Raw genomic sequence first — 26998 nt, forward strand, 5'->3', positions numbered from 1 at the left:
TTTGATAAGGTCACTTTAGTTCGGATGATTCCTGTGTTCCCACCCAAGTATTAACAAACGTCCCATCGGGGTCATATTGCGCGGCTTGTTTGTCGAGGTTAAACCGGCGGCTGCCGCGCGGATCGGCACCAACGCCTGCTAAGTATTGCCAATTGCCATAATTAGCCGCTACATCAAAATCAATCAGTTGCTGCTCAAAGTATGCTGCGCCATAGCGCCAATCAACACCTAACTCATGGACTAGGCAGCTGGCCACCAATTGACGACTGCGATTCGAGAGCCATCCCGTTTGCTTAAGTTGGCGCATCGCCGCATTGACGATAGGAAAAGGCGTGGTGCCTTCACGCCACGCCATAAAGGCTTCGGCATAAAAGGTCGTGAGTGGCCGTTTGTTGGCAATGCCTTTAAAGGCAAAAAAACGGGTACCGTAGTGGTACAGCATCCATTGGAAATATTCGCGCCACAACAGCTCAAAGTATAGCCAATAGGTGGACTCGTTCTTCTCGACATTGCGCTCATAGCGATCGAGCTCTGCGGCGACCCAGCGCACGGACAAACTGCCGTTAGCGAGCCAAGCCGATAAGCGTGACGAGAAATCCCAACCATCAAGGCCGTTGCGCGTTTCTTTATAGCGCTGAATACGATGGGTATCCCATAAGTAATGATTCAGTTGCGCACGTCCGGCGATTTCACCGCCTTGATAAGGGGCTATTCGGCGATCAGATAGGGGCGCTGGGTCGGACTTAATCGCTGTGATGGGGGCTGGCAATGACTCAGGTACTGGCAACGGCAAGCGTGGTTTGATCCCGGGTTTTTCCACCGCTTTACGGAATTGTGTAAAGGTCGTCGGGATCTCAGGTAAGTCAAACGGCAGCTGATGCTGGGTAAACAAGGTGTGAGCATCCGAGACAACCACCCGCTGCGGAAAGCGCTCAACCAGCGTATCAACCTGGTGACGCTCGCGTGTCCCTGGGTGGTCGGTGACGCCAATAAGGTCAAACTCATGATCCATACACAGATTTGCCACCACCTCTAGCGGCTTGCCGGTGCGAATAATCAATTTTTGCCCCATCGCATCCAGGGCGCGATGCAGTTCGGTTAGGCTTTGCCACAAAAACGCTTCCCGTGGGGCACCGAGGTGCTTACTTTGAAAGTGATCCGCACGATACCAGCTGGGGTCAATCACAAACACGCAGGTCAGCTGATCGCAGCTCGAGGCTAAATTGGCGAGTGCAGGGTTATCATGTATTCGAAGGTCGTGGCGAAACCACATTAATCCGCGTTGCATACCTATCTCCTTTTTCCCTCCAATACGCTCACAGGCTGCGGGCGGATTGCTTGATTGGATCAACTGGGTGACTATTCGCCAACCACGAGCATGAATGCGGGCTCTCACACCCGCCTAAGTGCGCGCTGGGGGTGTGAATGAGTGTTATGGACGAAGACTAGATCTGTCGCTGGCGTTGCGCCCACATTCCAATAAAAACAAAGGTGGCGACCAAGCCGGCAAAAAGCCAATGATCTGGCCATCCGCGCATTTGTCGCGCCAGCCACGGAGAGACGGTAATGATAAAAGCGCCGTAACCAAAGGCATTGATCGCCACAAATACCAGAGTGCGAACGATAAAATGATGACCGGTCAATAAACGGCGTAGCGTCCGATTAATATCATTGCCAAATACCACCAACAGTGACGCCACAATGGCCACTGCAATATCACTGAGCCATGGCGTTAACCACGCACCCGCCTGAGAAAACCAAGAGATTAAAATATTCATAACGATTTACACTGTGTAGAATGCGGCTAGAGTACTGATTTCTGCTGGCGACTTCCAGCGCGGACTTAGCCCGCGGGAGCGCACGATGTAAGGAGAAGGCATGAAAATCGCATCGATCGGGTTAGGGGACATTGCGCAAAAAGCCTACTTGCCATTGATGGTCAATTGGCCAGGGCTCGAATGGGTATTGTGCAGCCGTGATGACGCTAAGCTGGCGACGCTCGCCACGCAATACCGAGTGAGTGAGACCGCGAGTGATATCCAACAATGCTTAGCATTAGGGGTGGATGGAGTGATGATTCACAGCGCCACCGACTCGCATGCGGCCTTGATTCGTACCTGCTTGCAAGCAGGTGTGCCGGTGTTTGTCGATAAACCTGTCGCCCCATCAGGCGCGGAGGTTGAAGCCTTATTCAACTTGGCAGAACAACAGCAAACCCCCTTGTTTGCAGGCTTTAACCGGCGTTATTTGCCTTTGCTCAACACTCATCTCAATGGCCAGCGCCCCGAAGACGAGCTGGGCACACCCCTTTTATCGCTGCGTTGGGAAAAACACCGTCATGCGCTGCCCGATGCACCGCGTCGTTTTATTTTTGATGATTTCATTCATCCACTCGACAGTATAAACGTTCATGGTGACATCAATATTGATGATTTGGACGTGTTTGCTCAATTTAGCGAAGGCTTGCTAGGCCGCTTAGACGTGCGTTGGCTCCGCGACAATAGCTTGTTTGAGGCCAGCATGAACCGCCAGTATGGGGTCACCAAAGAAACCATTGCGGCGGCCTATCGTAACGAGTGCTATTTCTTTGATGGCTTTACCCGCGGTGCGCGCATGCAAGACAACGTCAGCACACAGCTTACCTTGCCAGATTGGACGGGTATGCAAGCGAGCAAAGGTTTTGCGGCTATGCTCAGCCATTGGTTTGAGGTGGTTAGCGAAGGGCGGGTTGGTGCTGCTCTCACCGCTCGTAATGTGGCGAGCCACTGGGCCGCGGAAGATCTGGTCGCCTATTGTGAAGCGCTGCGCGATAGCCCCTAGTCCCACGCGCAGCACACGGTGACTGTTTACGCTTCGACCGGATTACCCGTGTGTGAGTGGGTTAAATAAGGCAATAACAACTGGCGGACATTAAAGCTCACGTTTAACTTGGCCGCCAGCAAATACAACCCTGCTATTTTACGATGTAAAAACAGTGCATCCGCCGGTGGTGTGTGCCAATAGCCTTGTTCCATACTCAGCGCCATCCCACGGTTACGTAAACGCGTTGCCAAATCGGCGTCGCCAAAGTTAAATGGCGCATCCGTCGCAATCGGTTCACAAGCCGTGTTCACAAGCTCCAGCACACTGGCTTTTTGCTCTGGCAAGATGTGCTCGGCAAAAAAGCCAATTTGGGTTAGTGCCACCTCAATCCCTGCGTTGTCTTTTTCAATCGCCGCTAAAAATAGCTTGCGATAGCCATCGGTAAACGTCGGGGCATACTGACGGGTGGCGCCAAAATCGAGCAACACGACGCGTCCGGTATCGGGCTGATACAAATAGTTGGCAAAGTTAGGATCGGTTTGGACCTCGCCAAACACAAAGACTTCCTCAAACAGCAACTGGAATAAACGACTGATCACGCGGTGGCGAATCGTCTCTGAAGCCTTGTTGAGTTGCTCAATCGGCTCTCCTGCCATATAGCTCATGGTAAGAATGCGATCTGAGGTAAGCGCTGAGTGAACCCTTGGCACCACCAAACCGTTGGCATTTTTCAAATGGTCGCCAAACCGAGTCAATGCTTGTGCCTCTTTGCCGTAATCGGCTTCATCATGCAGTTGTTGCTTGGCTTCATCGAGTAAGGCTTGGTAATTCGCTTCTTTGGGGATCAGGCCACTTAAGCGCAGTAGGGTGATCACATTATCCACATCGCTATCAATGCTGTCTTTGATGCGCGGGTATTGCACCTTTACCGCTACTTTTTCACCGGCATCGGTATAGGCCTCGTGCACTTGGCCTATCGACGCTGACGCGATGGGCGAAAAACGAAAATGGGTGAACTCAGCCTGCCAATTGTCGCCCAGCTCTTCATTGAGCACTGCTTTGAGCTGCGCCGGTGGCATGGGAGTGGCATTATTACGCAAACGGGCGAGAAGCTCGCTGAGCTCTGGCGGAATCAAATCCCCCGCATCCATTGACAACAATTGACCGACCTTCATCGCCGCTCCACGTAAGTCCGCCAGTTTGTCCGCCACGTGGGCAATATTGGCCGGCGACATCACCAAATCCTTACGACTCGGCCGATTGCCCTGGGCAAACTGTTTGGTACCTTCCCACGCCACATTCGACGCCACACGCCCCGCCAACGAAGCCAGTGCGCCAAAGCGAGAAAACTTACCATGCGGCACTTTACGATTTTTCATAGCCACCTCCTGAATACCAACTAAGAATACGCGACGAACAGCGGAATGGTTTGGTGGGACGAGTTGCTCGCGCTCACAAAGACGCGAGTTAACGAGCCAAATCCACACCACGATATGGCAAAGACCTTTCCATTTACATGACATTCCAACCCGGGTCACAGCCTCGGGGGTTAAATCGCGTTTAGATCAAATAAAACAGCGGTTTATATTTTTGGTTGTCTAGTTAAGTAGTAGTATTTGCTTACAAAATTAGTCTGCAGGGTAATTGCCAATGAAGCTGATGTTTAAAACGAAAATACTGCTACTTGCCATCGTGCCACTGATCGCCTCAATGCTGATTATGAGTGCGGTCACGGCCTATAACGAACAGGCGTTAATAGAAGAAAACATTGCCACGTTTCGGGAGAAGTTGGTCAACGAGCGTAAAAAACAACTCAAAGAAGTGACTCAGGTAGCGGAGAACATCGTTAAGCGTTTTAACCCAGGCACCAATGAGGCTCGCTTGGCTGAGGTGAAAACGGCGCTTACTGATGTGCAGTTTGGCGAGACGGGTTACTTTTTTATTTACAACAAACAGGGGATCAATGTGTTTCACCCTGTTAAACCAGCCCTTGAAGGAAAAAACCTGATTGATTTTACCGATCCGAAAGGCAATAAGGTGATTCAAGGGTTACTCGAGGCGGCACAACGTGGCGATGGCTACTTTAATTTTATGTTTGATAAGCCGGGTACCGATGCGCTGATTGATAAAATCGGCTATGCGGTAATGGTGAATAATGGTCAATGGCTATTAGGCACTGGCGCCTACACCGATGACATTGAGCAAGAGGTTGCTGCCTATCGCACCGACGCAGAGCAAACCCTGGATGCACAAATTTTCCGTTTAACCCTGTTGGGGATAAGCACAGTGATTATCACGGTGTTGCTGGTGAGCTGGTTTGCGCAGCGTATTGGTGAGCCGGTGAAAAACATGCTTGATAAGCTTAATGATATTGCTAGCGGTGAGGGCGATCTCACTCAGCGTTTGCACGTACATGGCTATGATGAAATCGCCCAACTCGGTCATGCCTTTAATCGCTTTGTAGAGAAGCTGCAGCACACCATTCAGCGCGTCGCGCAAGTCACGGCGCAAGTAAACAGCACCGCCTGTGATATGGCTCAGCAAACATCCGCAGTGGCTGAAAAACTACAAACCCATGATAACGAGACCGAGCAAGTGGTCACCGCGGTGACAGAGATGAGCTCTGCTGCGCAAGAAGTGGCACAAAACACGACACAGGTGGCTGATGCCGCCACCTCTGCCACCCAAGATGCGCAAAATGCTCAGGCGCAAGTGCGTGAATCAGAGGCATCGGTTGAGAAGTTGGTAGCGAAAATGAGCGAGTCGAGCGGGCAGGTGGATCAACTTAAAGCTCAGTCGGATAAAATTACCTCGGTACTGTCCGTGATTGGTGAAATTGCGGAGCAAACCAATCTATTGGCGCTGAACGCGGCGATTGAAGCCGCTCGCGCGGGTGAGCAGGGGAGAGGCTTTGCGGTGGTGGCCGATGAAGTGCGCACCTTGGCCAGTCGCACTCAAACCAGTACCCATGAGATCCGTGACATGCTTGATGGTCTACACGTGCATGTGGATAGTGCCGTGAAAACCATTGCCGACAGCGATCAAGAGTGCCAAAGCATGGCAACGATTTCAGCGCAAATTGGCGAGCGAATCACCTCGGTGAGTGCGGCGTTTTCGCAAGTGAACGATATGACCTCGCAAATTGCCAGTGCGGCGTCAGAGCAAACCACGGTCACGGAAGATATTCATCGTAATCTGGTATCGATTCGCGACATTGTCGCTAGCTTGTTGACCTCAAGTGAGGCATCGTCACACGCGGCGGAAGAGCTGAGCTCGCTTGGTCAAGATCTTGATACCTTGGTCGGGCAATTTAAAGTCGCCTAAGCCAATAGCATGATCACTATTCTCGGCACACGGGATAAAAAGTCATAAAGGACGCTTACCGCAAGCGTCCTTTCGCTTTACAATAGCTATTTTAGCGGTATTATGCTCACGCAAACGTTTGCCTAGAACATATTGTGCGCTATTGAGAGGGTTTCATGCTGCCTGATGTCGAGATTTGTCGTAACACCACACTCGCCCCCATATCTACTATTGCCAAGCAAGTTGGCCTCCTTGACTCAGAGTTTAAAACGCAAGGTAGCTATAAAGCCAAAATCTCTCTCGATTGCTTAAAGCGTCTTGCGCCCAACCCAACCGGAAAGTTAGTACTGGTCACCGCCATTACTCCCACGCCCTTGGGTGAAGGCAAAACCGTCACCACCATTGGTCTGGCGCAAGGCTTGGCCAAGCTGAATCATTCTGTAACGGCGTGTATTCGTCAGCCTTCGATGGGGCCCGTATTTGGTGTGAAAGGTGGCGCAGCTGGCGGTGGTTATTCGCAAGTGGCTCCAATGGAGGAGCTCAACCTCCACCTGACGGGAGATATTCATGCGGTGACCGCGGCGCACAACTTGGCTGCTGCGGCTATTGATGCGCGAATCTATCACGAGCAACGCCTAGGCTATGACGATTTTGAGGCGCGTAGTGGCTTAAAAGCGTTAAAAATCGACCCAAGTCGCGTTGTATGGAAGCGGGTGATGGATCACAACGATCGCGCCTTGCGTATGGTAACTGTGGGTAAAAACGAGCCTGGCAAAACCATCAACGGCTACGAGCGTGAGGGCGGATTTGATATCTCGGCCGCCTCCGAACTAATGGCGATTTTGGCGTTGGCGAGCGATCTTCGCGATTTGCGTCAGCGCATCGGCCGCATAGTGTTGGCTTATAGCCATACTGGTGAGCCGATCACCACCGAGGATTTACAAGTAGCTGGCGCGATGGCGGTGAGTATGAAAGAAGCGATTGAACCCACTTTGATGCAAACCCTAGAAGGCGTGCCGACACTGATTCACGCCGGTCCATTTGCCAATATTGCCCATGGCAATTCGTCGATTATCGCCGATAACATTGCCCTTAAGCTGGGTGACTATACCGTCACCGAAGGCGGCTTTGGCTCGGACATGGGGTTTGAAAAAGCCTGCAACATCAAAGCGCAAGCATCGGGTAAAGCACCAGACTGTGCGGTGATTGTGGCGACATTGCGCGGCTTAAAAGCCAACTCGGGTCACTATAATTTACAGTCCGGTCAGCCTATGCCCGACGCGCTCTTTGCGGATGACAATGAGGCATTAGTAGCTGGGTTTGAAAACCTCAAATGGCATATCAATAACGTGACCCAATATGGTGTGCCGGCGGTGGTGGCAATTAATCGCTTTCCACAAGACAGTGATGCCGAGCTTGCGACACTCAAGGCGATGATTGAAGCGCTGCCCAACAAAGTAAGAGTAGCGATCAGTGAAGGCTTTGCCCAAGGTGGTGAGGGTACGCGTGAACTGGCGGAACAAGTGGTCGCGCAATGTGAAGCTGGCGCATCATTCTCGCCCTTGTATCATGCCCAGCAAAGCTTGGAAGAAAAGTTGATGGCGGTTGCGGAAGTTGGTTATGGCGCGGGAAGCGTGACGTTAAGTGAGACCGCGAAACAGCAACTGCAACAATTTAAAGCGCAAGGGTATGACGGCTTGGCAGTCTGTTTGGCGAAAACACCGCTGTCTATTTCAACCGATGGCGCAATAAAAGGCGCTCCCAAAGGCTTTGATGTACCGATCCGCGAGTTGAAATTATGCGCGGGTGCCGGATTTGTCTATGCCTTATGCGGCAACGTGATGACTATGCCCGGCCTACCGGAACAACCGGCGTTTATGAACCTCGACCTCGATGGTGAGGGCAGTATTGTTGGATTGAGTTGATGACTTAGTGCCCGACTAAAGTGCTAGGATTAGATGACTTTGCTCGTTTAAAGGCGAATTCAATGGATGATCAACAAATTACAGATAAAGCTATAAAGCAAGCGAAAGCAATGAAATAAATGATTGCCAGAAAGCTTGTTGATCATTTGCCCGAGGAGGAGGAAGCGGCTTCTGTATTTATGGCAGTGTCGCCAGGCGCAGGTAAAACGGAAACGGCTAGAGCGATGGTTCGTGCTTTTAAGAATGAGCACGACCTGACATTAGTGCACATAGAGAACGACGAGTTAAGAAAGGCATTTGAAGATTATCAAGGTTATAACTCGCCCTTGTTTCAGCGCCCAGCTACAATCTTGGTAGAAGCTATTCATGATCGCGCTTTGAAGCGAAGAGTCAGCTTTATTCTTGATTCAACGCTTTCCAGTTTCGATAAAGCGAAAGATAACATCGAGCGATCTTTGAAAAAAGGCCGCTTTGTTATGATTGTTTTTGTATATCAAGAGCCAGTGCAAGCTTGGCGTTTAGTGAAAGCGAGAGAAAGTGTTGAAGGTCGTCGTGTCCCCAGTGAAGTCTTCATTAATCAGTTCCTAGAATCGCAACGTGTGGTGAGTGAATTAAAGAAACTGTTTAGGGATCAGATTGATATCACTTTTATTGAGAAAAACGTCGATGGTGTCAACAAGAGACCACACTTTAACGTCGGTGACATTGACGCACTATTGCGCAAAAAGTACAATCGAAAGTCGCTTGAACGTATCGTCGGTATCACGAAAGGAGGGAGCCATGCAGAATAAGCGTAATAAGGTAAAATCTACCGCTTTCTCAGACTTCGTGCGTCACTCGTCGTCGAGAGAAAAGCGAAAGTTTTTCGATAAAATAGTGAGAGAAACGATTAAAGAGCAGCAAGACATGCTCACAAAGGCAGAGCAAATAGCTAAGTGTCAGTAATCGTTTATATTTCTCGTGAGAGCCGCTGTTGTCAGCGGCTTTTTTATTTTTGCTAGATGCGGCCACGCTTGTGATTATCTTCACGGTCGTGTGATGTGGTATCCTCTCTGGCTTCAATTCTCCCACCGACTGTGAGCCTGACTTGAAAAAAATCGCGGTTTTTGTCGACGTTCAAAATATCTACTACACCACACGGCAAGCCTACGGGCGTCAGTTTAACTATCGCCAGTTGTGGCAAACCCTCAATGATATGGGTGAGGTGGTAACTGCGTATGCCTATGCCATTCGCCGCGATGACGATCAGCAAATCAAATTTCAAGATGCCCTGCGTCACATTGGCTTTACCGTCAAGCTCAAACCCTATATTCAACGCGCTGATGGCAGCACCAAAGGGGATTGGGATGTGGGGATTGCCATTGATGTGATGGAATCCGCGCCCGAGGTTGATAACGTGGTGCTGTTATCAGGAGACGGAGATTTTGATTTGTTGATGAACAAAATCCGCGCGCGCTATCACACCGAAGCGGTGGTGCTTGGCGTGCCATCCTTAACGGCTAATTCTTTGGTGAACAGCGTCGATCGCTTTATCGCGATTGAAGACGATATGTTGTTGTAGGCACGGCGTTTAGTTTGCAGTTCTGGGACAGTTTCTGATTTTATTTTGATGTTGAAGTGAGTAAACGATGTACAAATTAATCGCCCTAGATATGGACGGCACCTTGTTAAACAGCGAGAAAGCAATATCTGCTGAGAATAAGCAAGCCATTGCCCGCGCGCGTGAGAAAGGCGCGACTGTGGTATTGGCGTCTGGTCGGCCGCTTGAGGGCATGCAGCCTAAGCTAGACGAACTGGGAATCGGGTCGGATAAAGACTTTGTGCTGTATTACAACGGTTCAATGGTAAAAAACCTAGGTACTGATGAAGTTATCTTGCAAAAAGGGCTTGACGGCAAAGCCGCCAAAGCGCTGGCTCAGCATGCCGAGGCACTGGGTGCTTATGTGCATGCATTTAGTACTGAGCACGGTTTGATTACACCAGCACAGAATCCGTATACCGAGATTGAGGGCAAGATCAACGGGCTGGATATTACCGTGATGGATTTCGAGACCCTAAGCGATGATCATCCGATTATCAAAGTGTTGATGGTGGCAGAGCCAAGCAAATTAAACGAAGTGATCAGTGCGTTACCATCCGCGCTACGCGAGGAATTTACGGTCGTGCAAAGTGCGCCTTTCTTCCTCGAGTTTTTAAACCCTGCTAGTAATAAAGGGGCGGGGGTAGCTGCCATTTCAGCGCATCTAGGCATTCAACCTGATGAAGTGATTTGCATGGGCGATGCTGAAAACGATCACGCAATGTTGGAATACGCAGGCCTTGGCATTGCGATGGCGAATGCGATGGAAGCAACCAAGCAAACCGCAGATTACATTACCGAGAGCAATGATGAGCACGGTGTGGCCAAAGCGATTGAAAAGTTTGTGTTTGCGGCCGATAGCGCCGTAGCCTAAAACGAACAAGCATGAACAAATGGGGTGGGTGTTTGTGCCTGCCTCGTTTTATTTCATGATACTGATGGCATCGTTTACTGACGTGGCGTGAGCCTATCTTGCTTTAAAGAACAGATAGCGGTCTTTGCGCAAAACAAAAAAGCCTGCTTTTAAGCAGGCTCTCTGGAAATGGTGCGTCCGGGCAGACTCGAACTGCCGACCCCCGCCATGTCAAGGCGGTACTCTAACCAACTGAGCTACGGACGCAAATTTCAAAATGTGGTGCGTCTGAGTGGACTCGAACCACCGACTTCCACCATGTCAAGGTGACACTCTAACCAACTGAGTTACAGACGCATAATTTAGTGTTTCAAGCAAAATGGTGCGTCCGAGTGGACTCGAACCACCGACCCCCGCCATGTCAAGGCGATACTCTAACCAGCTGAGCTACGGACGCACAGTGCTTGAAAGCGGGGTGAATAGTAGCGAGTTCATCTTTGTCACGCAAGCGCTTAAGCGCATATTTTTGCGCAGAAACGACTGTTTGGCGATTTGATCGTCAATATGGCGGTATTTTCAGTATTCATCTTGCTTATATCGCTAAGCGATTGCACTGACTTACTGATTTTTGGTGCTTTATTGCCCAAGCTTAACCTCACAGCGCTGGAACAATTGCTGCCAGACATCAGCATGATGCTTAATCGCCGCTTTATACGCCTGATACGCTTCTCCCTCCCAGTAGGCTTTTTTGTAATCGTTAAATGTATCAGGGGTGTTTAAGCTCCCGAGGCGCGAAAGCGCGGGGGCGAGATCACGATAAAGTCCGTCTACCCGAGCAAGGTATGGCTGCACATCACCCACATAAAACTTATAAAACACGGTCTGTAGGCGTTTTAAACGTGTGGTATCGAAATTACCGCCGCAACGCACTGTCTGTTGATGATTAGCGATCAGTTCACTGGTTTGGTTAAGCCACGCGGTGTGATAGCTCAAGCTCACAAACAAATCGCCTAAGATGGGTTGTTTCTCGATACTTTCTTGCCAAGTCGTAACAGGCTCTGTGGGCGCTTGGGTTGAGGGTATCAATTGGCTAAACTGCTCAATAGTGTTAACCGCATTACTGTGTGCCGGCAGTTCGATGGGAAGTGTAAAGGCGGGTAAGCTGAGTTGTTTGCGCCAGGCGTCACTATCAATCAACGTATTCCAGATCACTTTCTCCCGTTGCTGGCGTTTAAGTGTTAGTGCCTTTTTCAGCTCAGCTTGAATGCTCGGATCCTTCACTTGCGGCAGACACTGCGCCGCGGTATCGATGAATTTGAGCTCGTAGTCAAGTTGGCGAAAGCGATCCGCGACTTTACCCAAGGATGAGTTACGTTCTGCAATAAGGTTGAATAAGCCACACTGGCGAAGCTCATAGGCATCGAGTACCCCCATTCGCAGTTCATCAAGCGGCTGAACCAAATCGCGTTTACGTGGCAATGCTGGCAATTCGGGGGAAGTGAAATCGGGGGTGGGTGCATCCAATACATTGCCAAGTCGCTGGTAGTAGTCGGCCATCATATCCTTGGCCGGATCATCTGATTGGCAACCTGTTAGTGCTGCTAACGATATCACGAGTATTGCAGTTTGTATTCGGCGCATGATGTCGTTTTTATCCTTTGGCTTTCTAGACTCACTTCCTGATGTTACGCGAGCGATCTGACCCGCGATCGCTCTGCGTAATATTAGTTTATCCGTATTGCTGGGGCTATGTAAGACACTTACCGCTCTGCCATAGCCAGTTGGAACTCAGGAGATTGCTGGCGCATCCAGCGCAAGCGTAGGCCCAACAATACCGCGGCACTGGATAGACCGATAATAATGCCAACCCAAAAACCGTGCGCGCCCATGGCCGGTACCAGCCAGTCTGTCATGCCAAGCACATAGCCGAGCGGCAAGCCCAGCCCCCAGTAGGCGATCAGGGTGCGTTGGAAAATGGCGCGCATGTCTTTGTAGCCACGCAGAGCACCGGCAGCAACCACTTGAATCGCATCGGTGATCTGATAGACAGCTGCTAATAACATCAATGATGATGCCAGCGTGGCGACATCGGGATTATCAGAATACAGGGCGATAATTGGGTCGCGTAGCCACACGGTGAGTAAGGCGGTTACCACGGCGGTGCTGACACCCAGCCAAATACCGATTTTGGCGGAATTAGCCGCCCCTTCGGTGGTGCGTTTGCCCAATAGGTGGCCGACACGAATGCTGACCGCTACGCCAAGGCTCATCGGCAACATAAAGATCATGGTGGAGAAGTTGATCGCCACTTGGTGCGCGGCCACGGTGATTGGCCCAAGTGGGGCGATTAAAATAGCAATGGCCGCAAACAGCGTTACCTCGAAGAACAGCGAGGCCGCCACGGGGAAGCCGAGTTTAAATAAGCGGATTTGCTCTTTGATAATCGGCGTGTAAAGGGTGGCGAATAGGTGTAGACCACTGAGCTTTTTGCTGATCATCACATACGCGGCCATCAGCGCTGCCATCAGCCAGTACACTAGCGCGGTGGCAACGCCACATCCGACGCCGCCAAGTTCCGGCGCCCCTAGCTTACCGTAGACAAACATCCAGTTAAGCGGCACATTGGCCGCTAGGCCGATAAAGCCAATCACCATCGCTGGGACGGTCAACGACATCCCCTCGCACAGGTTGCGAATCGCCTGAAAAAGCAAGAAGGCTGGCACTGCCCAAATCACCGCATGCAAGTAACCAATGGTTTTAAGTGTGAGCGCCGCTTCGACATCCATCAAGTCAATAATAAAGCCGGCTTTATACAAGATGAGCCCAATCGGCACGCTTAATAGCAGTGCCATGTATACTCCTTGTTGAAATTGAAAGGGGATCTGATTTTCTTTGCCAGCCCCGTTGAGCTGGGCAATCACCGGGACCATCGCCATTAACAAGCCGATGCCAAATAAAATGGCGGGCATCCATATGCTTGAGGCAACCGCCACGGCAGCCATATCTGTGGCACTGTAGCCACCTGCCATTACGGTATCGACAAACCCCATTGAGGTTTGAGCTATTTGGGCAATAAAAACAGGCACACTGAGCCGAATAATGGCTCTTGCTTCATCATGGTATTGCTGCACGTCGGCCTCAATAATTTGTGATTGAACGGAAGGGGAATGGAATCGCGCGCAATTATACGTGCTAGGGGAAGAGAAAGGAAAGCGAAAGCACTATCAATTTCGCACCCACGGCGATGCAAAGTCTTTAGGACAGGCGCGTTGCGGCGGCATCGCGCTTAACGGTTAGAAAATTTGCTCATCATCCGCATCAATAAACAAATGAATGGTTCGATGAGATTCATCAATCTGCATATCGTAATGAATGGCATTGCAACAGTTTGGGCAGTCTTCATAAAACTCCTGGTTGCCACCACTTAAATCCAATGTGATATCAAAGCGATGACCACAGTGCGGGCAATTTACGATCCGATCAGTAATATCATCCATGGTTACACACCTCTTTTTGATTCTCTGTACTCAAAATCAGTATAGATGAGGATGCTAAGGGGATAAACGTAGGGGATAATATGATCGATAAACTGGGCTATGCGTCGCGACAAATGGCATATCACCTTGATGCCGGTGAATGCCATTTATATTGCTATCATGATGTCGACGGCTAGAGCGATTCGAGATTATCTGCGCTAAATGCACGAAGGCTCGCAAGCTTTTGGTCGGCTATCACAAAGCGAGGATCTTCCCACTCATGGGCTGCAGGCACGACGATGGTTTTCATCGAGGCCGCTTTGGCAGCAAGTAGGCCAGTAAATGAATCTTCAAAAGCTACACAGTGATCGGGCTCCACACCCAAGGCATTGGCGGCGTTAAGATAGACCTCCGGGTGAGGTTTGCCGTGTTTAAGTGCACCGGCTGACTCCACGATGGCAAATTGATCACTGAGTCCTAATGCATCCAAAGTAGGATGGATAAGCGTGAGCGGCGATGACGATGCTAAGCCCACTCTTAGTCCTGCTTGATGGCAAATTGCTAGCGCGTCTTTCACGCCTGGCATCATCGGCTTTTCGTCTTTCACTAACTCAACCACACGGTCGACGATTCGCGCCTGCACATCCGCATTGGAGGGACCTTGCCAGGGCTGAGTGCGTGCGTAGTATTTGACTATCTCGTCAATTCGAACGCCTGTGGTGTCACGCGTATCTTGTAAACTGATGGAAACACCGAGCTCGCTTAATACGTCAATTTGTGCACGTTGCCAAAACGGCTCTGAGTCAACCAACAGGCCGTCCATATCAAATATTGCGGCAGCTAACATCGCCAACCTCATTCTCAGTTTGTGTGCACCGCATCCTACACCGTGAGTGTGAGTTTTGTCAGCAATTGTTCTGCTTGTGTGAGGTATGGCCCGCCGAATAAGTTGACATGGTTGAGCACGTGATAAAGGTTGTAAATATCTTTTCGATTTTGATAACCCTCATCTAACGGCCACTCGGCTTGATAGCCGTTGTAAAAGCTTGATGGAAAACCGCCAAAGAGCTCTGTCATCGCAATATCTGCCTCACGGTCGCCCCAATAACAGGCAGGGTCAAACACCACCGGACCATTGACCGACAGGCCCATATTGCCAGACCAAAGATCCCCGTGCAGTAACGAAGGTTTGGGCGTGTGGCCGACAAGTTGGGCTTTAACATTCTCGATAATGGTATCGATGTCGCCAAAATGCAGCGAGCGCTCAGCCGCCAATTGCAATTGCCAACCAATGCGTTGTTCGGCAAAAAAACGACACCATTTGCGGTGCCAACAGTTTCTCTGCTCCGTGGTGCCGATGAAATTATCGTCATCGAAGCCGTACTCTGCTTGCTCTCCCCAGCGATGATGACGCGCTAAGTGTTGCCCCAACAAATAAGCCTGCATGTCATCTATCGGTTTGATGGGCAGGTAGTTGAGCACCAAGACAGCACTGTCTTTCACGGGGCCAATAAAATACACCCGAGGAACATGAATATGGCCACTCATCGCGAGTTGACGCAACCCTTCCGCCTCGGCTTCAAAGGCGGGGAGTAGTGCACGCTCGTTTACCTTGACGAAAAAGCGCTGATCACCGCCATCGCTAATGCAATAGGCTTCATGGATATCGCCACCACTGATAGCGTGTTTTTCGGTGATCTCGAAATCAATCCCGAGTTGTTCGGATAGGTGTACAGACAGGGCATGCCACATAAGCGACTCCGTTACATCGAGGTAAAGAGGGAAGTAACAGCAACTGGTTATATATTAGCCTATGATGTCGCCCAATATCTGTGGATATGACGACAGTTTAGATAAAAAACGGCTCATAAAGAGCCGTTTAACTGTCAAGTTTGGAACGCGTTACCGATGTTAGGAGACAGATGTCAAACTTGGCAAGATACCGTTTGGCATTAAGCGGTTATAGGTCCCGGTTTTGAGCAGTGCGTTGGCCTTTTCAATATCAGGGGCAAAGTAGCGGTCTTTATCATAAAACGGCACCACGCCACGCAATTCTGCTTTGGCTTGCTCCAGTCGTTCCGAGGTTTTATCGGGCGCGCGAAAGTCAATGCCTTGACTGGCCGATAGCAGTTCGACGGCTAAGATGCCGCGTGTATTGCTGCTCATATCATGCAAGCGACGAGCGGCAAAGGTCGCCATGGAGACATGATCCTCTTGGTTTGCTGAGGTGGGTAGGCTGTCAATTGACGCTGGGTGAGCCAGGGTTTTGTTTTCACTTGCCAACGCGGCAGCAGTGACCTGTGCGATCATAAACCCAGAGTTAACGCCACCGTTGTTAACCAAAAACGCCGGGAGTTTGCTGAGGTTGCTATCGATGAGCAGTGCCATGCGGCGTTCCGATAAGCTGCCAATTTCTGCAATCGCCAATGCCAGGTTATCCGCGGCCATGGCAACGGGCTCGGCGTGGAAATTCCCCCCAGATATGATGTCGCCATCGTCTGGAAACACCAGTGGGTTATCGGATACCGCATTAGCTTCCGTAATGAGCACGTCGGCGGCTTGGCGAATTTGCTGCAAGCAAGCGCCCATCACCTGTGGTTGGCAGCGCAGCGAGTAAGGGTCTTGCACTTTTTCACAGTTTTGGTGGCTATCGCCAATTTCACTGGATTCATTCAACAGATGGCGATAGGCGGCAGCGGCATCCATTTGGGTTTGGTGGCCGCGTACGGCGTGAATGCGTGGATCGAAGGGGCGTCGGCTGCCGAGGGCTGCTTCCACTGATAATGCACCACAAACCGTGGCGGCGGCGTACAGATCTTCGGCCTCGAACAGACCTTCGAGGGCAAAGGCCGTAGACGCCTGCGTACCATTAAGTAGCGCCAGCCCTTCTTTTGGCCCCAGCGTGATAGGAGACAGCCCAGCGATTTTTAACGCGGCTTCACCGGAGATCACTTCGCCTTTATAACGCGCTTGGCCTTCCCCCAGTAATACCGTGCTCATATGCGCCAGTGGGGCAAGGTCGCCTGAAGCGCCCACGGAGCCTTTTTTGGGAATACAGGGATACACCTCGCGGTTGACCAACTCTGCCAGCGCTTTGACAACCTCAAAGCGGATCCCTGAATAGCCGCGCGCCAAGCTCGCAATTTTGAGCACCATCATCAAGCGCACGGTGGCATCGTCCATAAATTCACCAATGCCCGCCGCGTGAGACAGTACAATAGAGCGCTGGAGCGTTTCGAGATCGTCAAGCTCAATGCGGGTATTGGCTAATAAGCCAAAGCCAGTATTGATTCCATACACCACCCGTCCTTGTTCAAGGATATCGGTGACGGTGTCGGTGCTGGTTTTCATGGTGGCTTCAATGCCGTCAGCAAACGCCAGTTGAACGGGCTCTCGGCTAACTTGTCGCAGTTGATCCAGGGTGAGCTCACCAGGTTGTAGCGTTAATGTGTACATCTTGCTCTCCTTAGCGCAGCGGTTGGTTAGGTAAGTCCAACAGCGGCAGATCGAGTTGTTCTTCTTTGGCACAATCAATGGCAATGTCATAGCCGGCATCGGCGTGGCGCATGACGCCGGTCGCGGGATCGTTACGCAGCACGCGTGCCACACGTTGGTGTGCATCGTCGGTACCGTCACACACTATGACAACGCCAGAGTGTTGTGAAAAGCCCATACCAACACCGCCACCGTGGTGCAAAGATACCCAGGTGGCCCCTGATGCTGTGTTTAGCATCGCGTTGAGCAATGGCCAATCTGACACCGCATCTGAGCCATCAAGCATGCCTTCGGTTTCACGGTTCGGGCTCGCCACTGAGCCTGAGTCTAAGTGGTCACGGCCAATCACAACGGGCGCTTTGAGTTCGCCATTTTTCACCATTTCGTTAAAGGCAAGGGCCAAGCGGGCACGGTCTTTGACACCCACCCAACAAATACGTGCCGGTAAGCCTTGGAATTGAATGCGCTCTTTGGCCATATCAAGCCAGTTGTGCAGGTGTGGGTCGTCCGGGATCAGCTCTTTGACTTTTTGGTCGGTTTTATAGATATCTTCCGGATCGCCCGACAGGGCCGCCCAGCGGAACGGACCAATTCCTTGGCAGAATAACGGACGAATGTAGGCAGGGACAAATCCTGGGAAATCAAAGGCATTGTTAACCCCCATTTCGAGTGCCATTTGGCGAATGTTATTGCCGTAATCCAAGGTCGCCGCGCCGCGCGTTTGCAAATCAAGCATCGCTTTTACTTGTACGGCCATTGACGCTTTCGCCGCTTTCACGACCTCTGCTTCGCTTTCTTTGCGCTGAGCAGCGGCTTGTTCCATGGTCCAGCCCTGCGGTAGGTAACCGTTAAGGGGATCGTGGGCTGAGGTTTGGTCGGTGACCACATCAGGGGTGATATTGCGCTTCACCAGCTCTGGGAAAATATCAGCCGCATTGGCCAGTAACCCAATGGAAACGGGCTTACCAGCTTGATTGGCTTGCTCAATCATCTCCAGGGCTTCGTCAAGCGAGGTGGCTTTACGATCGACATAGCCGGTGCGCAAGCGATAATCGATGCGGCTTTCATCACACTCAACCGCAATCATTGAAAAGCCAGCCATGGTGGCTGCTAGCGGCTGTGCGCCACCCATGCCACCCAGACCACCGGTCAAGATCCAACGTCCCTTGGCTTCACCATCGAAATGCTTCTTAGCGACGGCAACAAAGGTTTCGTAAGTGCCTTGAACAATGCCCTGTGAGCCGATATAAATCCAGCTCCCCGCGGTCATTTGGCCATACATCATTAACCCTTGCTTATCGAGCTCATTGAAATGTTCCCAGTTTGCCCAATGCGGCACCAAGTTTGAGTTGGCAATAAGCACACGGGGCGCATCTTTGTGGGTCGGGAATACCCCGACAGGCTTACCGGATTGCACCAACAAGGTTTGGTCGTCATCAAGACGTTTAAGCACCTCGACAATTTTATCGAAACATTGCCAATTACGGGCGGCCCGACCAATACCTCCGTAAACAACTAAGCCATTAGGGTGTTCGGCCACGTCTGGATGTAGGTTATTCATTAGCATGCGAAGGGGGGCTTCGGTTAGCCAGCTTTTAGTATTTAGCTCTGGCCCGGTTGGGGCTTTAACCGTGCGTGAATCAAAACGTGGATCCGTCATGGTTACTCTCCTTGTTGGTGAATATGGTGCGATGCCGCGTGTAGCATGGTCCAAGCCATGCGAGCCGCTAATCGACTGGTTTGCTGGTCGCGATCGTAGTGAGGATTAACTTCAGTGATGTCGCACACGGGAACACGAACGCGCTGCCGGTCGGCTTCACTAAAAATGGATTGAATCAGTGGTTCAATAACTTGCACTGGGACGCCGATTGTTGCTGGTGCGCTCACACCTGGCGCGGCACTGGCGGGAAAAACATCCATATCGAGCGTGAGGTATAAGTAATCACATCCTTGGATGAATTCGCTTAATTTCGCTTTGAGTGCCGGTAGCGCAGCCACCTGCATGTCGGTATCTTCTTCTACCCAGCATCCAAGTTGTGCGGCTTTATCAAAGAGTGCCTGGGTGTTGCTGGTTCGGCTTACGCCTAGGCAGGCATAGTGAAATGGCCAGCCTTTTTGCTGACAAAGCTGGGCGATCTGCGCAAAGGGTGTCCCTGAGCTACCGGCTTCGCTGATCCCTTGTGGCGTGCGCAAGTCAAAGTGCGCATCAAAATTAATGATACCGATTGTTGGTGCGTGTGTTGGTGACGTGTGGCGAGAAACATAACTGGATAAGCCTTGAAAGCTTGCCCACGCCGTTTCGTGCCCGCCCCCCAGCACCAAAACATTATGCTGTAATAGTGTTTGGTGAATGTGTTGACTTAGCCCTTGCTGTGCAAGGATGAGGTCGGTGTCATCACAGACAATGTTGCCGCCATCATAGAGGGCAGGGGCGTTGTGCCAAGCTAAATTCGCCAATGCCTGCCGGATTGTATCCGGTGCCAGAGCTGCCCCCTGACGACCTTTGTTACGAGCGACACCTTCATCACAAGCAAAGCCGTAGATCACCACGCCGCCTTGTTCACACGACGGCGTGTACGAGGTAACCGTTTGGTGCAAGCGCAGTCCGCGCTCGCCGTCCTCTGGGTCAACGCGCCCTTGCCACACACTCATGTCTGCAGGTAGATGTTTCATCCTCGTACCCCTTGATTGTCGTACCATGTTCCGCCAACGATGCGCCCGGCAAGTGGCGCGGTGCCCACCATGTAGCTAAGCTCAGCCGGTGAGTCGCAGTGCCAAACAGCACAGTCCGCGTCAAAGCCAGGTGCTATTTGGCCTTTTTGGCTCAACCCCATCGCTTGCGCGGCATGGCGGGTTACGCCGTAAAGGTTCTCTTTGGGCGTCAAGCTAAAAAAGGTGGAGGCCATATTCATCATCAGGGTTAAAGACGCAAACGGTGATGTGCCCGGATTAAAATCGGTGGCGATCGCCATTGGCACATGATGATCACGAAGTGCTTGAATAGGTGGTTTCTGGGTTTCTCTCAAAAAGTAAAACGCGCCAGGAAGCAAGGTCGCAACCGTGCTGAACGCGGCCAAAAGCTGAGCATCAGCTTCTGACAAGTATTCAATATGATCAACGGACAAGGCGCCTGCCTTTGCGGCTGCCACACTGCCGCCAAGGTCACTGAGCTGCTCGGTGTGGGCTTTAATGTTTAAGCCATAGGCATTGGCCGCGGCATACACCTTTTCTGCTTGGTCGACGCTAAAGGCTATTTTTTCACAAAAGACGTCTACGGCGTCAGCCAGTTGCTGTTCTGCCGCGGCGGGGATCACCGAGTGACAAACATAATCAATATAATGGTCGGCATCGTGTTGATACTCAGGCGGTAATGCATGCGCCGCTAACAAAGTCGTTGAGATATTGATAGGCAAGTGCTGTTCAATGGCTCTTGCTACACGCAACATTTTGAGCTCGTCTTCGAGGGTAAGCCCATAGCCTGATTTGATTTCGATTGTTGTGACACCGTCACGCATTAACGCCTCTGCCCGAGGGAGAGCAAGCGCCAGTAATGTCTCTTCGCTGGCCGCACGGGTGGCATTCACGGTCGATAAAATCCCCCCACCTTGTTTTGCAATGGTTTGATAGGGCACACCGTTGAGGCGCTGCTCGAATTCATCGGCGCGGTTACCTGCAAACACGAGGTGGGTATGACTGTCGATCAGTCCCGGGGTGACGAGACACCCTTTTAACGACTGCGTAGGCCAATCGAGCTGCTTGGCTTGCTGTCCTACCGCAACAATTTTGCCGTTCTCGACGGCGATCGCTGTATTGGGTTGGCACTGGTAGCCAGTACTGTCACGAATATCGCTCGCCATACTGACCACATTTGCGTCGGTAAATACCTTCTTCATGGCGAATCCCTTGCTGCTTCATAAATGTCTATACAAATGTATAGACAAATAAGGGCACGAGCACAAGAGGGATTGTAAAGGTTTTGTGATCGGCTCGATCGTTTTGGCGAGATTAGAGAGATTAATGGCGCGGAAAGCGAACCGTTAGTCGTAAGCGCCGTTTTCAAAATCCGCGATCAGTTCATCGTAGCGTCCGGATTGATGCAATTGTTGTAAATCTTGATTTAGCGCTGAGAGGTATTCATCCAACAAGCATCGCCTAACGAGACGCTAGGCTATCTGTCTGTACGTGATGTTAGCTTATAACGTGAACCAGGATGGTAGAGTAATGCGGCGCTGACCAGCGTTTGCTGACTCCAGGTGCGGCGGTGGAGTAAAAGGCAGGGCTCATCAGACTTCATCGCCAATGCCTCTTTGACTGCTGCTGATGGATTAATCGCTTCGACACTATGCTCAATGGTGTTAACTGGGCATACTGAAGACAAGTACTCATTGGGGGTGGTCTGGTTGAAGTCTTGTTCCAGATAGGCAGGCGCAAGCGCCGGGTTCACCCAGCGCTGCTCGAGCTGGAGCGGTATCTCATCACCGTAGTGGACAATTTCGCTGTAGTAGACGTCGGTGCCTAACATCACACCCAAGCGCATTGCCACATCAACGGGCGCAGAGAGGCGTTTCAATGCATGGATGACGCTGTGATAGTGCTGACCGCGTGCAGTGACTTCATCGGCAATATTGCGAATGTCCATCAACGGTGATTCCGCTTTGGGTTCAGTAACAAACGTGCCTAGCCGCGGCGTGCGTTCGAGTAGCCCATCAGTCACCAAGTCACGAACCGCCTTATTGACCGTCATCCGGCTAACGTTAAATAGATCGCACAGCTCGTATTCGGTGGGGATACGCGTACCAACCGGCCAAACCCGTGTCTCAATTTTTTCTTCAATGTAGGCTTTGATTTGTTGATAACGAGGCGCGTTGGCCATACGGTTTCCTTGTCAAAATTGTGTATACAAATCAGGATTGATGAAGTCTCGCGTAAAATCAAGTGAATGATAGAAACTTGATTGTTTATCACGCTGATTCTCGCGCAGAAATTATTGTTGGGATGACTTGCATCACAAATGCGGGATCTTCATAATCGTCATTCTACTCGCACTGTGCGGTTACTTACTAATCGCCAAAATACACTTCATGTGCCACTTGGTGTGTGGCACCACTGAGAAGGATTGTTATCAATGCCTCTAATTACTCTCCCTGACGGCAGTCAGCGTGCTTTTGACCATCCGGTTTCTACTTACGATGTCGCCAACGATATTGGTCCAGGCCTTGCTAAAGCTTGCATTGCCGGCCGTGTAAATGGTGAACGTGTTGACGCGTGTGATCTTATCGAGCAAGACGCCCAACTGGAAATCATCACTGCGAAAGACGAAGACGGGTTAGAAATCATTCGCCACTCATGTGCGCATCTTTTAGGTCATGCGATTAAGCAGCTTTTCCCTGACACTAAGATGGCGATTGGCCCAACCATCGACAACGGTTTCTATTACGACATAGACATGGATCGCTCGCTCACCCAGGATGACCTGGACGCCATTGAAAAGCGTATGAAAGAGTTGGCGAAAACTAAATATCAAGTCGTGAAGAAAAACGTGAGCTGGCAAGAGGCGCGCGACACGTTTGAAGCGCGTGGTGAGTCATACAAGATAGAGATCTTGGATGAGAATGTATCACGTGACGACCGTCCGGGCTTGTACCACCACGAAGAATACATTGATATGTGTCGTGGCCCACACGTGCCAAACATGAGCTTTTGTCAGAACTTCAAAGTCCTGAATGTGGCTGGCGCTTACTGGCGTGGGAATAGCGACAACAAAATGCTACAGCGTATCTACGGCACAGCATTTGCGGATAAAAAACAACTTAAAGCACACCTGGTGCGCTTGGAAGAGGCTGCCAAACGTGACCATCGTAAACTGGGTAAGCAACTTGACCTGTATCATATGCAGCAAGAAGCGCCGGGTATGGTCTTCTGGCATCACAACGGCTGGACGATTTTCCGTGAGCTAGAGCAGTTTATTCGTGACAAACTGGCTGAGTATGATTACCAAGAAGTCAAAGGGCCGCTCATTATGGATCGCGTGCTTTGGGAGCGCTCAGGCCATTGGGACAAGTATGCGGATTACATGTTCACGACGAATTCTGAGAACCGTGAATACGCACTCAAGCCAATGAACTGCCCTGGTCATGTCCAGATCTTTAACCAAGGCCTTAAGTCGTACCGTGACCTGCCGTTACGTATGGCTGAGTTCGGCAGTTGTCACCGTAACGAACCATCAGGCGCATTGCATGGTCTGATGCGTGTTCGTGGCTTTACCCAAGATGACGCGCACATTTTCTGTACCCCAGAACAGGTGCAGCAAGAAGTCAGTGCGTGTATCGAGATGGTCTATGAGACCTATCAGACCTTTGGCTTTAACAACATTGAAGTCAAGCTGTCGACACGCCCTGAAACACGTGTTGGCTCCGATGACATGTGGGACAAAGCCGAGCAAGCCTTAAATGAAGCGTTAACGGCAATGGACATTCCGTTTGAAATTCAAGAAGGTGAGGGCGCATTCTACGGACCTAAGATTGAATTTACCTTGCATGATTGTCTCGATCGTGCATGGCAATGTGGTACAGTGCAGCTTGACTTTGCGTTGCCCGAGCGCCTAAGCGCGACCTATGTAGGGGAAGATAATGAGCGGCACACACCGGTCATGATCCACCGTGCTATCTTGGGCTCACTAGAACGTTTCATCGGTATTCTTATCGAAGAATACGCGGGACACTTCCCCGCGTGGTTATCACCACAACAAGCCGTTGTGATGAATATCACGGATAAACAAGCAGATTACGCGCAAGAGATTGCGAAAAAACTGCAAAAAGCTGGATTTAGAGCCTCTGCGGACTTGAGAAACGAGAAGATTGGCTTTAAAATCCGCGAACACACTTTGAAGCGTGTTCCGTATATGTTGGTTTGTGGTGACCAGGAAATGGAAGCTGGCGAAGTCGCAATACGGACCCGTAAAGGTAAAGATTTGGGTAAAATGAAGATTGATGACTTCTTAGCGCAGTTGCAGCAAGAAGTGCAAGATCGAACACTCAATATTGTGGAGGAATAAGGTATTAAAGGCGCAAGAAAAGCCCCGGCAAAGAAGAACGCTCATCGTCTAAACAACGAAATTCGTGGTGTTAAGGAAGTACGTCTGACTGACGCCGACGGTGAACAAGTGGGTATTGTCCCATTTGATGAAGCACTCGCCAAAGCAGAAGAGGCGACTCTTGACTTGGTAGAGATCAGTCCGAACGCTGAGCCGCCGGTTTGTCGTATTATGGATTACGGCAAATTCCTTTACGAGAAGAGTAAAGCTGCGAAAGAGCAGAAGAAAAAACAAAAGACTATTCAGGTTAAGGAAGTCAAATTCCGTCCTGGCACAGATGTAGGCGACTACCAGGTAAAACTACGCAACCTGGTTCGCTTCATTGAAGAGGGCAATAAGGTCAAGGTCACTATCCGATTCCGCGGTCGCGAAATGGCGCACCAAAGCATCGGTGTTGACGTGCTGAACCGCTTGAAAGAAGACACTGCTGAAATTGCTTCAGTAGAAAGCTTCCCTTCACGCATCGAAGGCCGTCAGATGATCATGGTTCTGGCCCCAAAGAAGAAGTAATTCTGGCTTCCAAGTAACATGCGGCTGCGCCCGTTGGGTGCAGCCGCTTTGTTCGCCAAATTGCTATGTTATTAATACAATGCGGAGTTATTCATCATGTCTAAGATGAAATCCAACAAAGGTGCTGCTAAGCGTTTCAAAAAAACAGCTGGTGGCTTCAAGTACAAGCGTGCAACCAAGCGTCATATCCTGACTAAACGTACTACTAAGAACAAGCGTCAGCTTCGTCCAAATGCGGTTCTTCCTGCGTGCGAAAACGCGCAAGTAGCTCGCATGCTGCCATACGCATAAGTTTTTAGTTTTATTATTTAGTTTAGGAGAGAGACAATGGCTCGCGTAAAACGTGGTGTACAAGCTCGTGCACGTCACAAGAGTGTAATGAAGCAAGCGAAAGGTTACTATGGTGCGCGTTCACGCGTATACCGCGTAGCTTTTCAGGCGGTAACGAAAGCTGGTCAATATGCTTACCGTGACCGTCGCAACAAGAAACGCCAATTCCGTCAACTGTGGATCGCACGTATCAACGCTGCGGCTCGCCAAAACGGTATGTCATACAGCCGTCTGATTAACGGTCTTAAAAAGGCATCTATCGAAATCGATCGTAAGCTCCTTGCCGATATCGCGGTATATGACAAAGCAGCATTCTCTGTGCTGGTAGAAAAAGCGAAAGCTTCACTGTAATTTTTACAGTAAAGAATTGCTGAGAAAGGAGAGCTTCGGCTCTCCTTTTTTATTATTTATCCCTGCCTAAGTAATTTAATTCTGATCATACAAAAGTGTGCACGGCTAACGCCTACCCATTACTCGTATCATGATATAGTGTCTGAAAATACCATTAGGGACATAACGATGAACCAATACGTCTTCTTTTGTCAGCCTAACCACTGTGACCAGTTTACTTATTTGATCAAAGAAGCCCCCAACTACCTTGCCGAAAAAGAAGCATTGTTAGAGCAGGGGTTGATCATCGAAGGGGATGTGATTGTTGCTGATTGTGCGGAGACTGCGATTGAAAAATTCCGCCAGATTAATCTCAATGCAATCGAGGATTACATACAGTACGATCCTACCGTTGGCTTTACGACTTTTATCGTGGAAATGTATCATTCGCTGCGTCGCCGGTTTGGAATGAAATCATGATTGTTGATATTTATCAGGTTGATGCCTTTAGCGCGTCATTGTTTCAGGGAAATCCGGCAGGGGTGTGTATTTCGGCGTCCATGTTGGATGAAGCAGCCATGTTGGCCATTGCCGAGGAAATGGCGCTCTCTGAAACCGCATTTCTTGCCTTAGATACCATGTCCTTACGCTGGTTTACACCGAAAGTTGAAGTCGCACTCTGCGGTCATGGCACACTCGCCACAGCTCATATTTTAGCTGAGCGTGGTGATGTTAAGATGGGTGACAATGTCACTTTTTATACGCAGTCTGGGCCTCTTGATGTGACAATTCAACGCGAGGGTATAGCCATGGCCTTTCCTGTTCCAGAGCTGGTAGAGGTAACGCCAAATCCATTGCGGCTAGAAGGTTTAGGTATACATGGCTCTGTTATCCGCGCGAGTTATTCTTTTGGCGAAAAAGAGCTATTGGTGGTTAATTCTGAAGACGATGTAAAAGCGCTGTCTCCTGATTTTGCTGCGCTAACTACGCAGCCTGGACGTGGCGTGGTGGTGACTGCAGCAAGCTCTGATAACACGGTCGATATTGTCTCTCGCTACTTCGCCCCTTGGGTAGGGGTGAATGAAGATCCCGTGACGGGTTCGGCGCATTGCGCGTTGGCAGTGTATTGGTCACAAGCGTTGAGTAAAAAGCAGCTTATCGGTTATCAAGCATCCGCACGCGGTGGGTATATCAAGATGACGCTTAGCGAAGACCATGCGTTGCTACAAGGCCAAGCAGTAACCGTATTTAGCGGAACGCTGGATTTAAGTAAGATCTAGCAATAATCAGCGCAACTAAAAA

General features: G+C 50.5%; 25 protein-coding genes and 3 tRNA genes. 12 read left to right on the forward strand and 16 right to left on the reverse strand.

Annotation, left to right across the window (positions count from 1 at the left end; genetic code table 11):
* Positions 1 to 10 precede the first annotated feature (10 nt).
* Both EHW56_RS00985 and EHW56_RS00990 read right to left on the reverse strand, forming a co-directional pair.
* Positions 11 to 1288, reverse strand: coding sequence for a DASH family cryptochrome (locus tag EHW56_RS00985; protein WP_152795225.1), 1278 nt, complete (start codon positions 1286 to 1288; stop codon positions 11 to 13).
* 157 nt (positions 1289 to 1445) lie between these two features.
* Complete coding sequence (locus EHW56_RS00990) at positions 1446 to 1778, reverse strand: DUF3392 domain-containing protein (protein WP_046073279.1); 333 nt, start codon at positions 1776 to 1778, stop codon at positions 1446 to 1448.
* A gap of 100 nt (positions 1779 to 1878) precedes the next feature.
* Here EHW56_RS00990 and EHW56_RS00995 point away from each other — a divergent pair, with 100 nt between their 5' ends.
* A complete protein-coding gene (locus EHW56_RS00995; protein ID WP_152795223.1) occupies positions 1879 to 2820 on the forward strand; it encodes a Gfo/Idh/MocA family protein in 942 nt (313 codons plus the stop codon).
* 26 nt (positions 2821 to 2846) lie between these two features.
* Here the strand turns inward: EHW56_RS00995 and EHW56_RS01000 are convergent, their stop codons facing one another.
* Positions 2847 to 4187: an AarF/ABC1/UbiB kinase family protein gene (locus EHW56_RS01000; RefSeq protein ID WP_172969941.1), complete on the reverse strand. Its 1341-nt coding sequence runs from the start codon at positions 4185 to 4187 to the stop codon at positions 2847 to 2849.
* 274 nt (positions 4188 to 4461) lie between these two features.
* Here EHW56_RS01000 and EHW56_RS01005 point away from each other — a divergent pair, with 274 nt between their 5' ends.
* The 5 genes from EHW56_RS01005 (at position 4462) to EHW56_RS01025 (ending at position 10483) form a co-directional block, all read left to right on the forward strand.
* Positions 4462 to 6126: a methyl-accepting chemotaxis protein gene (locus EHW56_RS01005; protein WP_216644433.1), complete on the forward strand. Its 1665-nt coding sequence runs from the start codon at positions 4462 to 4464 to the stop codon at positions 6124 to 6126.
* 155 nt (positions 6127 to 6281) lie between these two features.
* Positions 6282 to 8030 carry a formate--tetrahydrofolate ligase gene (locus EHW56_RS01010; RefSeq protein ID WP_152795216.1) on the forward strand — a complete coding sequence of 583 codons (1749 nt, stop codon included), beginning with the start codon at positions 6282 to 6284 and terminating at the stop codon, positions 8028 to 8030.
* Between the two features lie 119 nt (positions 8031 to 8149).
* Positions 8150 to 8821 (forward strand): zeta toxin family protein, encoded by a 672-nt coding sequence (locus EHW56_RS01015; RefSeq protein WP_216644434.1) that lies wholly within the window; start codon positions 8150 to 8152, stop codon positions 8819 to 8821.
* A 296-nt stretch (positions 8822 to 9117) separates the two neighbouring features.
* Positions 9118 to 9591, forward strand: coding sequence for an NYN domain-containing protein (locus tag EHW56_RS01020; protein ID WP_152795214.1), 474 nt, complete (start codon positions 9118 to 9120; stop codon positions 9589 to 9591).
* 67 nt (positions 9592 to 9658) lie between these two features.
* Complete coding sequence (locus EHW56_RS01025) at positions 9659 to 10483, forward strand: Cof-type HAD-IIB family hydrolase (RefSeq protein ID WP_152795212.1); 825 nt, start codon at positions 9659 to 9661, stop codon at positions 10481 to 10483.
* 169 nt (positions 10484 to 10652) lie between these two features.
* On the opposite strand, the gene EHW56_RS01030 is transcribed toward EHW56_RS01025, so the two are convergent.
* From EHW56_RS01030 to hutC, 13 genes are all read right to left on the reverse strand, one after another.
* Positions 10653 to 10729, reverse strand: a tRNA-Val gene (locus EHW56_RS01030).
* A gap of 13 nt (positions 10730 to 10742) precedes the next feature.
* Positions 10743 to 10819 (reverse strand) — tRNA-Val (locus EHW56_RS01035).
* 23 nt (positions 10820 to 10842) lie between these two features.
* Positions 10843 to 10919 (reverse strand) — tRNA-Val (locus EHW56_RS01040).
* A gap of 179 nt (positions 10920 to 11098) precedes the next feature.
* On the reverse strand, positions 11099 to 12103 hold the full coding sequence (locus tag EHW56_RS01045) for a DUF3080 domain-containing protein (RefSeq protein ID WP_152795210.1): 1005 nt from the start codon (positions 12101 to 12103) through the stop codon (positions 11099 to 11101).
* 119 nt (positions 12104 to 12222) lie between these two features.
* Positions 12223 to 13593: an MATE family efflux transporter gene (locus EHW56_RS01050; protein ID WP_172969942.1), complete on the reverse strand. Its 1371-nt coding sequence runs from the start codon at positions 13591 to 13593 to the stop codon at positions 12223 to 12225.
* Between the two features lie 162 nt (positions 13594 to 13755).
* Positions 13756 to 13959, reverse strand: coding sequence for a CPXCG motif-containing cysteine-rich protein (locus EHW56_RS01055; RefSeq protein WP_152795208.1), 204 nt, complete (start codon positions 13957 to 13959; stop codon positions 13756 to 13758).
* Positions 13960 to 14131: 172 nt separating this feature from the next.
* A complete protein-coding gene (gene hxpB, locus EHW56_RS01060) occupies positions 14132 to 14785 on the reverse strand; it encodes a hexitol phosphatase HxpB (RefSeq protein ID WP_152795206.1) in 654 nt (217 codons plus the stop codon).
* A gap of 35 nt (positions 14786 to 14820) precedes the next feature.
* Entirely contained in the window at positions 14821 to 15690 is an 870-nt protein-coding gene (locus EHW56_RS01065) for a fructosamine kinase family protein (protein WP_152795204.1), read from the reverse strand.
* Positions 15691 to 15849: 159 nt separating this feature from the next.
* Positions 15850 to 17394, reverse strand: coding sequence for a histidine ammonia-lyase (hutH, locus tag EHW56_RS01070; protein ID WP_152795202.1), 1545 nt, complete (start codon positions 17392 to 17394; stop codon positions 15850 to 15852).
* Between the two features lie 10 nt (positions 17395 to 17404).
* Entirely contained in the window at positions 17405 to 19093 is a 1689-nt protein-coding gene (hutU, locus tag EHW56_RS01075; protein WP_152795200.1) for a urocanate hydratase, read from the reverse strand.
* A 2-nt stretch (positions 19094 to 19095) separates the two neighbouring features.
* The gene (gene hutG / locus EHW56_RS01080; RefSeq protein WP_152795198.1) at positions 19096 to 20106 is read right to left on the reverse strand and encodes a formimidoylglutamase; all 1011 of its coding nucleotides are present in this window, start codon (positions 20104 to 20106) and stop codon (positions 19096 to 19098) included.
* A complete protein-coding gene (hutI, locus tag EHW56_RS01085) occupies positions 20103 to 21326 on the reverse strand; it encodes an imidazolonepropionase (RefSeq protein ID WP_152795196.1) in 1224 nt (407 codons plus the stop codon). Before hutI ends, hutG begins: the two co-directional genes overlap by 4 nt.
* A gap of 275 nt (positions 21327 to 21601) precedes the next feature.
* A complete protein-coding gene (gene hutC / locus EHW56_RS01090; protein ID WP_046073262.1) occupies positions 21602 to 22306 on the reverse strand; it encodes a histidine utilization repressor in 705 nt (234 codons plus the stop codon).
* A gap of 252 nt (positions 22307 to 22558) precedes the next feature.
* Here hutC and thrS point away from each other — a divergent pair, with 252 nt between their 5' ends.
* The 6 genes from thrS to EHW56_RS01120 all read left to right on the forward strand — a co-directional run bounded on the left by thrS (position 22559) and on the right by EHW56_RS01120 (position 26976).
* Entirely contained in the window at positions 22559 to 24487 is a 1929-nt protein-coding gene (thrS, locus tag EHW56_RS01095) for a threonine--tRNA ligase (RefSeq protein ID WP_152798923.1), read from the forward strand.
* 3 nt (positions 24488 to 24490) lie between these two features.
* On the forward strand, positions 24491 to 25036 hold the full coding sequence (gene infC, locus EHW56_RS01100; RefSeq protein WP_077459463.1) for a translation initiation factor IF-3: 546 nt from the start codon (positions 24491 to 24493) through the stop codon (positions 25034 to 25036).
* 96 nt (positions 25037 to 25132) lie between these two features.
* Positions 25133 to 25327, forward strand: a complete 195-nt coding sequence (gene rpmI / locus EHW56_RS01105) for a 50S ribosomal protein L35 (protein ID WP_025673304.1) — start codon at positions 25133 to 25135, stop codon at positions 25325 to 25327.
* 36 nt (positions 25328 to 25363) lie between these two features.
* On the forward strand, positions 25364 to 25717 hold the full coding sequence (gene rplT, locus EHW56_RS01110; RefSeq protein ID WP_152798926.1) for a 50S ribosomal protein L20: 354 nt from the start codon (positions 25364 to 25366) through the stop codon (positions 25715 to 25717).
* Between the two features lie 168 nt (positions 25718 to 25885).
* On the forward strand, positions 25886 to 26176 hold the full coding sequence (locus tag EHW56_RS01115; protein ID WP_152798929.1) for a hypothetical protein: 291 nt from the start codon (positions 25886 to 25888) through the stop codon (positions 26174 to 26176).
* Entirely contained in the window at positions 26173 to 26976 is an 804-nt protein-coding gene (locus tag EHW56_RS01120) for a PhzF family phenazine biosynthesis protein (RefSeq protein WP_152798932.1), read from the forward strand. Before EHW56_RS01115 ends, EHW56_RS01120 begins: the two co-directional genes overlap by 4 nt.
* The last annotated feature ends 22 nt before the right edge of the window (positions 26977 to 26998 follow it).

Source organism: Salinivibrio sp. VGrn1, from assembly GCF_009377995.1.
Lineage (GTDB): Bacteria > Pseudomonadota > Gammaproteobacteria > Enterobacterales > Vibrionaceae > Salinivibrio > Salinivibrio siamensis.

Excerpts from the sequence above, each read along its gene's own strand:
- EHW56_RS00985 (WP_152795225.1), bottom strand. The coding sequence starts at position 1,288 with ATGCAACGCGGATTAATGTGGTTTCGCCACGACCTTCGAATACATGAT.
- EHW56_RS00990 (WP_046073279.1), bottom strand. The coding sequence starts at position 1,778 with ATGAATATTTTAATCTCTTGGTTTTCTCAGGCGGGTGCGTGGTTAACG.
- EHW56_RS00995 (WP_152795223.1), top strand. The coding sequence starts at position 1,879 with ATGAAAATCGCATCGATCGGGTTAGGGGACATTGCGCAAAAAGCCTAC.
- EHW56_RS01005 (WP_216644433.1), top strand. The coding sequence starts at position 4,462 with ATGTTTAAAACGAAAATACTGCTACTTGCCATCGTGCCACTGATCGCC.
- EHW56_RS01010 (WP_152795216.1), top strand. The coding sequence starts at position 6,282 with ATGCTGCCTGATGTCGAGATTTGTCGTAACACCACACTCGCCCCCATA.
- EHW56_RS01015 (WP_216644434.1), top strand. The coding sequence starts at position 8,150 with ATGATTGCCAGAAAGCTTGTTGATCATTTGCCCGAGGAGGAGGAAGCG.
- EHW56_RS01025 (WP_152795212.1), top strand. The coding sequence starts at position 9,659 with ATGTACAAATTAATCGCCCTAGATATGGACGGCACCTTGTTAAACAGC.
- EHW56_RS01045 (WP_152795210.1), bottom strand. The coding sequence starts at position 12,103 with ATGCGCCGAATACAAACTGCAATACTCGTGATATCGTTAGCAGCACTA.
- EHW56_RS01055 (WP_152795208.1), bottom strand. The coding sequence starts at position 13,959 with ATGGATGATATTACTGATCGGATCGTAAATTGCCCGCACTGTGGTCAT.
- hxpB (WP_152795206.1), bottom strand. The coding sequence starts at position 14,785 with ATGTTAGCTGCCGCAATATTTGATATGGACGGCCTGTTGGTTGACTCA.
- EHW56_RS01065 (WP_152795204.1), bottom strand. The coding sequence starts at position 15,690 with ATGTGGCATGCCCTGTCTGTACACCTATCCGAACAACTCGGGATTGAT.
- hutH (WP_152795202.1), bottom strand. The coding sequence starts at position 17,394 with ATGTACACATTAACGCTACAACCTGGTGAGCTCACCCTGGATCAACTG.
- hutU (WP_152795200.1), bottom strand. The coding sequence starts at position 19,093 with ATGACGGATCCACGTTTTGATTCACGCACGGTTAAAGCCCCAACCGGG.
- hutG (WP_152795198.1), bottom strand. The coding sequence starts at position 20,106 with ATGAAACATCTACCTGCAGACATGAGTGTGTGGCAAGGGCGCGTTGAC.
- hutI (WP_152795196.1), bottom strand. The coding sequence starts at position 21,326 with ATGAAGAAGGTATTTACCGACGCAAATGTGGTCAGTATGGCGAGCGAT.
- hutC (WP_046073262.1), bottom strand. The coding sequence starts at position 22,306 with ATGGCCAACGCGCCTCGTTATCAACAAATCAAAGCCTACATTGAAGAA.
- thrS (WP_152798923.1), top strand. The coding sequence starts at position 22,559 with ATGCCTCTAATTACTCTCCCTGACGGCAGTCAGCGTGCTTTTGACCAT.
- rpmI (WP_025673304.1), top strand. The coding sequence starts at position 25,133 with ATGTCTAAGATGAAATCCAACAAAGGTGCTGCTAAGCGTTTCAAAAAA.
- rplT (WP_152798926.1), top strand. The coding sequence starts at position 25,364 with ATGGCTCGCGTAAAACGTGGTGTACAAGCTCGTGCACGTCACAAGAGT.
- EHW56_RS01115 (WP_152798929.1), top strand. The coding sequence starts at position 25,886 with ATGAACCAATACGTCTTCTTTTGTCAGCCTAACCACTGTGACCAGTTT.
- EHW56_RS01120 (WP_152798932.1), top strand. The coding sequence starts at position 26,173 with ATGATTGTTGATATTTATCAGGTTGATGCCTTTAGCGCGTCATTGTTT.